The sequence below is a fragment of the Enterococcus italicus genome, assembly GCF_023743875.1.
In the GTDB taxonomy this organism is placed as follows: Bacteria; Bacillota; Bacilli; order Lactobacillales; family Enterococcaceae; genus Enterococcus_G; species Enterococcus_G italicus.
In genome coordinates this window covers 1-8,220 of sequence record NZ_JAMRVB010000010.1, presented here as the reverse complement: position 1 = coordinate 8,220, position 8,220 = coordinate 1, and the positions used below count along the sequence as shown (strand labels likewise).

The window sequence follows — 8,220 nt, the reverse complement described above, 5'->3', positions numbered from 1 at the left end:
CTATCTCTTTTTTCTATCTTTTTTTACAAAAAAAGTGTCAGTAGAAAATCTGTAGATTTTCCACCAACACTAAATATTGTAGAATCAAAAATCAGAACTACTGGATGTAGTTCTGATTTTTGGTTCTCTTATTGTATGCCTAGTATTTAAGACTCTGATTCAAATTTTGAAAAAGGAAAATTACTATTATAATTAAAAGCGTCACTTTTGTATATTACAAATACTAACTATTACCTATAAGTGTCTCACTACTTTTTGGCAAGCGCACATAGTTCAATAATAGTGAGCTCAAAACAACAGTAATTGAGCTAATTGCCATTGCAAGACCAGCTAACTCTGGAGATAGTGTAAATCCAAGTGCTGAGAATATACCCGCTGCGACTGGAATACCTATCACGTTATATATGAAAGCCCAAAATAAGTTAATCAAAATCCGACTATATGTTTTTCGTGCTAATACTAAAGAAGTTACAACATCCATCAAATCATTTTTGACTAGTACAATACCTCCAGATTCAATTGCAATATCACTCCCCGATCCCATAGCAATACCTACTGTTGCCGTGGATAATGCAGGGGCATCATTGATTCCATCACCTACAAAGGCGACTGCTCCTTTTTCTTGCAACTTTCTAATATGTTGTGCTTTGTCCCCAGGCATAACATCTGCTATGACCTCGTCAATCCCAATATCATCTGCTATGGCTTGTGCGACCAAACGGTTGTCCCCAGTTAACATTACAGTGTGAAATCCTGATTTTTGCATTGCCCTGATAGCAGCTTTAGAGCTGGACTTAGGTGCATCTTGAATCCCAATTAAAGCAATTATTTGACCATCGTAACCAACTAATACCACAGTTTTCGCCTGCGCCTGTAAAGATGTCATTTTAACCTTAAGATCATCTGTCATGTTAAAGTCATCGGATAAACGATCATTACCAATAAAAGCCTGCTTACCATCAATCAAAGCTTGTACCCCTTTACCAGAAATAGCAGTGAAATTTTTAGCTACGGCAGGAGTAATTTTCTTGTCCTTTGCTTCATTAATTACTGCTAAAGCTAATGGGTGTTCTGATGAATCCTCAAGTCCAGCAGCGATTCGCAGAATCTCGTTCTCACTAATTCTTCCGATAGAGATAATATCGGTCACTTGTGGTTTGCCAACAGTAATTGTTCCAGTCTTATCCATGACGACGGTTTTTATATCGTGGGTCGCTTCAAGAACCTCAGCATTTTTTATCAAAATTCCCAGTTTAGCAGCACGTCCGGTTCCAACCATCAATGCTGTTGGAGTTGCGATCCCTAATGCACATGGACAAGCAATAATCATAACTGATACCGAAAATATCATCGCAGTGACAAGAGTTGATCCTAGAAACACATACCATACAATAAAAGTTAAAATTGAAATCATTAAAACTATAGGTACAAAAATATTTGAAATCCGATCAACAGTTTTTTGTATAGGTGCTCGGGAGTTTTGTGCATGACGAACCATTTCAGCAATATTTGACAACATGGTATCAGCCCCAACTTTGGTAACTTCGAATGTAAATGACCCAGTGTTATTAAGGGTTGCTCCAATTACATTATCGCCAGGGCCCTTTTCTACAGGCATGGATTCTCCAGTTACCATAGATTCATCTAATGTAGAAGTTCCTTCAACAATTTGGCCATCAACAGCAACTTTTTCACCTGGTTTGACGCGGATTAAATCACCTACAATAATTTCTTCAATAGGAAGTTTAATAAACTCACCATCACGCAGAACTTCTGCATCTTTTGCTTGCAAACCCATCAATTTGTCAACAGCAGATGAAGCTGAAGCTTTCATACGTTCCTCAAAATATGATCCTAACAAGATTAATGTAATAATAACAGCAACAGCTTCGAAATATGTTTCATTTGGACGAGCAAACATAGCGTAAATACTGTAAACATATGCAATAGTTGTGCCTAATCCAACAAGCGTGTCCATATTGGCATGATGATTTTTGAACGAAGCGACTGCAGTACGCAAGAATGGCAATCCTGAGAACCAGTAAACTAATGAGCCAAAGGCAAACAGAATCCAAACACCATATTTATCGCCTCCAAGCATGGAACCGCCAAAGCTCATAAACATATTGATAAGCAATGGGACTGATCCGATGACACCTATGATAAAACGATTTTTTATTGACATAAAGTATCTCCTTTTGTAACTATATTAAAAATAGTTTTTTATTTAACTGAATAGCTCCCCAGGATCATTTTCATACCGCAAGACCAATTATGACGTCCTTTTTCAACTGGAGTGAAATTAAAAGTGACAGATTCATTTAAGGGTAAATTTCGAAGTTCTCCATTGAAGATAATTTGCTGAGCACAACCTTTATCAGAGACACGAGTAAAAGAGACTTCAGCTGGCTCTCCAGCTTTTAACTTAAATTTACTAGGAGAGTAACCTCCGTCAACAACTACTTCTACTTTATTATTAATTTTTGATCCGAACATTTTATATCCTCCTTAGGGTATATTAGTATTTAATTTGTGATTCTATTTGATGATGATTTTTCCATGGAACATATTCATCCCACATGAATATATAAACTCGCCTGACTTAGATGTATCAATCAAAATAGACACATCCTGATTGAGTGGTAAATCCGCATCCACTCCAAAATCTGGAAAAATAACTTTTTCAAGACAAGATGAGGCATCTTTCCGGTTAAAGATCAAGTTAACTGGGACATCTTTTTTTAAATTTAAGACTGCTGGATTATATCCTCCATTTACCACAATAGTAGCTGTTTGTCCATCAGAACTGATAACGGCAGTTTCCTGATGGACCTCATGTTTGCCAAAGAACCACCATCCAATAAAAGCAATTAGAGTCAATCCAATAATAAGTACGATAATTTGAGACATGTTATTCTCCTTTTCTAATTATTATCACAACAATTTAATCTGTTTATACAATCACAAGTTACTTCGTCAACAACATTTTTGCTACTTAGTTTTTCGCTGATAGCTTCTTTATTTTCAGCAGTAATACTACTCGCGTCAATCATTTCTAAAATAACATTGGCATGTTTATGTGCACAAATTTTATTCAAAAAAGATAGTGTCATTTGGCAAATCGCTTCATCTTCAGAACAAGTTGCAATATAGACATATTTACGACCATCACGACTGTTTTTTAATAATCCTTTTTTAATTAAACGCGCTAAAAATGTTTTTATTGTGGAAGGGCTCCACTGATAAGTTTCACTAAGCTCACGTCCAATTTCATCTGCTGTAGTACTCCCTAGAGACCAAACGACACGCATAATAACTAACTCACTGTCCGAAATATTTAATTCTTTTAATATTTTAGGATCAGAAGGTAATTGGCTCATTAGTACTTCATTTGAATTACTTTGATGTTTATTTTCCATGATTTCTCCTCTCAATTTTTATGGTATGACCAAAGTCTACACTTGTAGATTTAATTTGTCAACCAAAAATTTACATTTGTAGATGATAAATTTAATAGAGAAGAAAAACTTTTTTTCGTTTAGTCATATAAGGTTGATTACGAATTAACATATTGCTGATATTAGATAATCATCTATGCTACTACACAAAATAAATTTTTAGTAGCAGGTTAAATTTATTTATTTATATTTCAATCTATTCAGTAACAACGTGTTCAGTTAAATTTTCAATATCATTCTTTCTGAAAAATGATATTGTTAAAATAATGATAGATATTAATGCTAGAGTTGTTTTGGACAGAAATAAAATTTTTGTAAAATATGTTGTTTTTACCAGAAAGGACTGACTCAGGAAAAACCAAGCTGACTAAGGTATGTTAATATCTTAGAATCAAATATTCACGGTGAATATAAAAAACGACTGGTTATGATTCTAAAATTGCTGTTGCAGGATATTAGAAGATTGCCCATGGAGTAACTAGTTACTAAATAGAGAAAAAATAATCGAAGATTCTTAGCGGAAGTGATTGTGATGCTTCAAACCACGCTTCTAGATATACTCTCTAAATCTAAGGGCTCAAAGGGAAGTCTGTGAAGAGCGAGAGGGAGGAGACATGGTGAGATTCATTTAATATAAGATCCATATGTGTCATTTTTCTACCTACTAATGGCAAAGAAATTTATCGTTAAACGAAAAAAACAAGTGATAAAAAATCACTTGCTTAAGAAGAAAGTTCGTTATTACTGTTTAAAATTTTCAGATTTCGTTTGAAATGGTAGGTTAAAAAAAGAGAACGCACATATAGATCCAAGCCGATTGCCAACCACACTCCAGCAATCCCTAAACCCATTATACTCCCTAAAAGTATTACACCTAGTATTCGTGTGATCCACATCCCAAATGCGGTGCTATATAATGGGGTTTTAGTGTCTCCCATTCCTTGGAGTACTCCTGCTAATATTAGACTGATAGCTAATCCTGGTTGATTAAAAGCGTCAATTTTGAGTGCAATGACAATTTGATTGATTGCCTCAGCATCTGTGGTAAACCAAGGTGCAATATATGGCGTACCAAAAAACAATCCTATACCTAGAATACTTAAAACAATAACACCGTATTTAACCGCATAAAGTGCAACACGTTTTGTTTCAGCATAGTCTTTTTTTCCAATACTATTTCCTGCTAAAGTTGCTGCAGCAGTAGCTAACCCATAGGCTGGCATATAGACAAAACTTTCAATGCTGCCTGCGATGGAGTGAGCTGAATAAGTTTTTGCGCCAATTGCTACGATCACTCCAAAATACAAAACTTGCCCTAACCGCATCACTAAACGTTCTAATGCAGCAGGAAACGATAGTTTTAATAATTCTTGATAATTACTTCGTTGAAAGATTGAGAGTAAAGGGAAAGAAAGAACAGATAAATGTACTTTTCGATATAACAAAATAGTACCTAGTAATCTCGCAACTAACGTTCCTATTGCTGTTCCTACTACACCCAAAGCTGGTATAGGTCCTAAACCAAAAATCAGAATATAATCTAGGGAAATATTTAGAATATTCGTGATAAGTCCAATTTTCATAGGAGTTTTCGTATCACCTATCGCCCTTAACATACTTCCTAATATAATCATTGTGGCAATAGCCACCGATCCGCCACCTACTATACTAAAAAATTGTAAGGAATAGTTAAGTGTTTGTTTTGTTGCACCCATTAAGTTTAAGAGTTGTGGACCTATTAGAAGACTCACCAAACCCAGAAATAAACCCGAGACGATTGCTAATAGTAAAGATTGTTTAGCAATTAACTTCGCCTTTTCATTATTTTTTGCTCCAATATTTCTAGAAATCAAAGAAGATGTTCCGATTCCTAAAGCAATAAATACAGCAATATAAACATTTAGTATTGCATTTGCTATCCCAATCCCTGCTACAGCAAATAATCCAATCTGAGAAATCATCAACGAATCAACAAATCCTACAGATGTTTCTAATATATTTTCGACCGTAGCAGGAAGTGCTAACTTAATCAGGTTTTTTTTAACATTCTGGTCATCGTTAGATTCGATTTTCATTGTCTTCATATACAACCACTCAATTCAATTTATTATATTGATTACACGTTTTCGCATTTCTATCTCTCTCATTAAATCAGAACCATCACTCACGTGCATCAATGAATGATCTGCTTGAGCTTCTAAATTAACTTGACTTATCTTTTGAATAGCCGATTGCGCAGAATTTAGCTGAATTAAAATATGGGTATAATATTTATTCGCATTTATTATTCTTTTGATATTGGCTGCTTGCCCTTCAATTTTATTTGGTTTCTTAATCAACTCTTCATATAACCCCAAATCATAAATTAATGAGGTGCCTCCTATTCCTATAAATCTATCTCTTCTTTAATAGTATGAGAAAAGTCTACTCTTGTAGATTTAAATTGTCAACAAAAAATTTACAGATGTAAATGATAAGTTGAATAGAGAAAGAGAAATTATTTTTTTGGTATTCATATAAGGTTAATGGTTCTGTTGCAAAGTTTTAAATCTACTATCAGATAAGGTAGATTTAAAACTTTGCAACAGAACCATATTCATTTAATGATTGTAGAAAATGGATTGGGGGCAGTAGATAAATTTACAGAAGATAGTTCAATTAATGATGATTACAGAATTAACTACTTAAAATCTCATTTAATAGAAATGAAGCAAGCGATATATGAGGGTGTGGAAGTCTGGGGCTATATGGTTTGGAGTCCTATAGATATTGTCAGTTCAAGCATAGGGGAGATGAAAAAGAGATATGGGTTGATTTATGTCAATAGAAATGACAACCAGAAAGGAAACTTTGAAAGATACAAGAAAAAATCCTTTTGTTGGTATAAAGATGTTATTGGTTCCAATGGGAATAACTTGTAGGAAGCCACTGGTTACTCATGAACTGTAAATGTAGAAAATTTTTAGATTTACAAGTCTCTGATATTTCAATTTAAGAAAAGCTTATTATTAAGATGAGAATTACAAAGGGAATTAATTGGCTAAAATCCTTTAATCCTCACACTTACGTAAAATTGAGATAGGATAAGAAAAAGCTTAACAGGGAGTGGTATATCTTTTTTAATGCTACAAGGTGTAATCAGATATTGTTGAGTATCCATCGGATTACTATCAAAATCGGTTACTTGTATTTCAAAAATATGACAAAATATTTCTATTTGTTTTAAATTCTATTATTTCGAATATTATTTGTTCTATTTGCTATGCTTTATATAAATAATATTTATTAAAAGTATAGGAGAACTGTTTGTGAAAAAAATATTTTTATTTCCAGTATTTTAATGTTGTTTTCTATGTCAGTGGTTTCTGCATATGCGGAGGATCTAGACAATGAGATCGGTAAACAGGAACAGAAAATTGATGTTATAAAGAAAGAAACAAAGACCATAGAGGAGCAAAAGTTAGATACCGATAATTCAATTAAGAAAATTGATGCCGAGATTAAAGAAATACTCGAAAATAAATCAGTTACAGAAAAAAAAGCAAATGAAATTTCTAAAGAAATAACGGAGCTCACTATAAAGATTAACAAAAGAAAAGATTTACTAAGAAATCAAGCTAGAGATATTCAAACTTCTGATTCATCAAATAGTTTAATGGAGACATTACTCAGTTCAGAATCTATTAGTGATGCAATAAATAAAGCAGTTGCCTCTATTACGATTATGAACGCGAGTAATGGTATAGTGGAACAACAGCAGATGGATATAGAAAAAAGTGTTGTACTTGAAAAAGAATTAGAAAAAAAACTAGCTGACATCGAAGATCAATCTTCTGAATTAGATAAGAAACAGAGAAACTTAGTAGATATCAAATTGGGACAAGAATTAGAAATAGCTGAATTATCCTTATCCCTAAATACTGAAGAAGAAAAGAAACAGAAACTCATTGAGGAAAGAGATGAGGCAGAAAAGAAAAAGAAATTAGCTTTAGAGGCTTTGGAAAAGCAACGAAAAATTGAAGAAGAAGCTAAAAGAATGGCTGATTTGGAAGTATCTAAGAAACAAGAGACAAGTAATAATAATTCAGCAGAGAATGCGGAATTGGTTGATGAAAAACCAATAAAAGAAAATCCAAGCGAGACAAGTAAATCTGAAGAAAATGTTGTATCGGATGAAGAAAAAAGCAACGTAGATTTGTCTTCCAAAGAAAAAGATGTTCCATCAACCGAGGAGTCTAGTTCGTCAAATAATGGTTGGACTAGGCCTCTGGATTCTATTAATATTTCAAGCCGATTTGGGTTTCGCTCAGATCCTACAGGATATTCTGGAAATCAGCATGACGGTTTAGATTTTACCGGATCTACTGGAACTCCGATTTATTCAATTAATTCCGGAGAAGTTGTTGCGGCAGGTTATGGACCGTCTACTGGAAATCATGTGATTATAAAACACTCTAACGGTATGTATAGTTATTATATGCATATGAGTACACCACCGGCGGTATCAGTAGGCCAGTCAGTCTCTTCAAGAGAATACTTAGGAGGGATGGGAACGACGGGTAATTCTACTGGAGTTCACCTTCACTTGGGCATGTCTACAGGATTGTGGTCCGGTTTTGTGGACCCAGCGACTTATATAGGCTTATAGAATTGCAAATTTTTTTGTTTTAGAAAAATCTAGTGTTTAAGGCAGTATGCTTTATTACGCTAGATTTTTCATTTGATTTATACACCTTTTTTTAAACTATTCGAAGTAATAGAA

Annotated in this window: 8 protein-coding genes; 2 read left to right on the top strand and 6 right to left on the bottom strand. The window is 33.9% G+C overall.

Annotated features, from left to right (window positions below; all coding sequences use genetic code 11):
* Window positions 1–223: 223 nt before the first annotated feature.
* From NE257_RS11400 to NE257_RS11375, 6 genes are all read right to left on the bottom strand, one after another.
* Complete coding sequence (locus NE257_RS11400) at window positions 224–2,185, bottom strand: copper-translocating P-type ATPase (RefSeq protein ID WP_251886515.1); 1,962 nt, start codon at window positions 2,183–2,185, stop codon at window positions 224–226.
* A 38-nt stretch (window positions 2,186–2,223) separates the two neighbouring features.
* On the bottom strand, window positions 2,224–2,496 hold the full coding sequence (locus NE257_RS11395; protein WP_023558755.1) for a cupredoxin domain-containing protein: 273 nt from the start codon (window positions 2,494–2,496) through the stop codon (window positions 2,224–2,226).
* A 42-nt stretch (window positions 2,497–2,538) separates the two neighbouring features.
* The gene (locus NE257_RS11390) at window positions 2,539–2,910 is read right to left on the bottom strand and encodes a cupredoxin domain-containing protein (protein WP_023558757.1); all 372 of its coding nucleotides are present in this window, start codon (window positions 2,908–2,910) and stop codon (window positions 2,539–2,541) included.
* A gap of 14 nt (window positions 2,911–2,924) precedes the next feature.
* Window positions 2,925–3,419, bottom strand: coding sequence for a CopY/TcrY family copper transport repressor (locus NE257_RS11385; protein WP_023558759.1), 495 nt, complete (start codon window positions 3,417–3,419; stop codon window positions 2,925–2,927).
* Between the two features lie 761 nt (window positions 3,420–4,180).
* On the bottom strand, window positions 4,181–5,542 hold the full coding sequence (locus NE257_RS11380) for an MATE family efflux transporter (RefSeq protein WP_412338082.1): 1,362 nt from the start codon (window positions 5,540–5,542) through the stop codon (window positions 4,181–4,183).
* 15 nt (window positions 5,543–5,557) lie between these two features.
* Window positions 5,558–5,797 carry a metal-sensing transcriptional repressor gene (locus NE257_RS11375; protein WP_204839891.1) on the bottom strand — a complete coding sequence of 80 codons (240 nt, stop codon included), beginning with the start codon at window positions 5,795–5,797 and terminating at the stop codon, window positions 5,558–5,560.
* Between the two features lie 240 nt (window positions 5,798–6,037).
* On the opposite strand from NE257_RS11375, the gene NE257_RS11370 reads away from it, so the two are divergent.
* Window positions 6,038–6,379 carry a family 1 glycosylhydrolase gene (locus tag NE257_RS11370; RefSeq protein ID WP_276532382.1) on the top strand — a complete coding sequence of 114 codons (342 nt, stop codon included), beginning with the start codon at window positions 6,038–6,040 and terminating at the stop codon, window positions 6,377–6,379.
* Window positions 6,380–6,810: 431 nt separating this feature from the next.
* A complete protein-coding gene (locus tag NE257_RS11365) occupies window positions 6,811–8,106 on the top strand; it encodes a peptidoglycan DD-metalloendopeptidase family protein (RefSeq protein ID WP_251886514.1) in 1,296 nt (431 codons plus the stop codon).
* Window positions 8,107–8,220 lie beyond the last annotated feature (114 nt).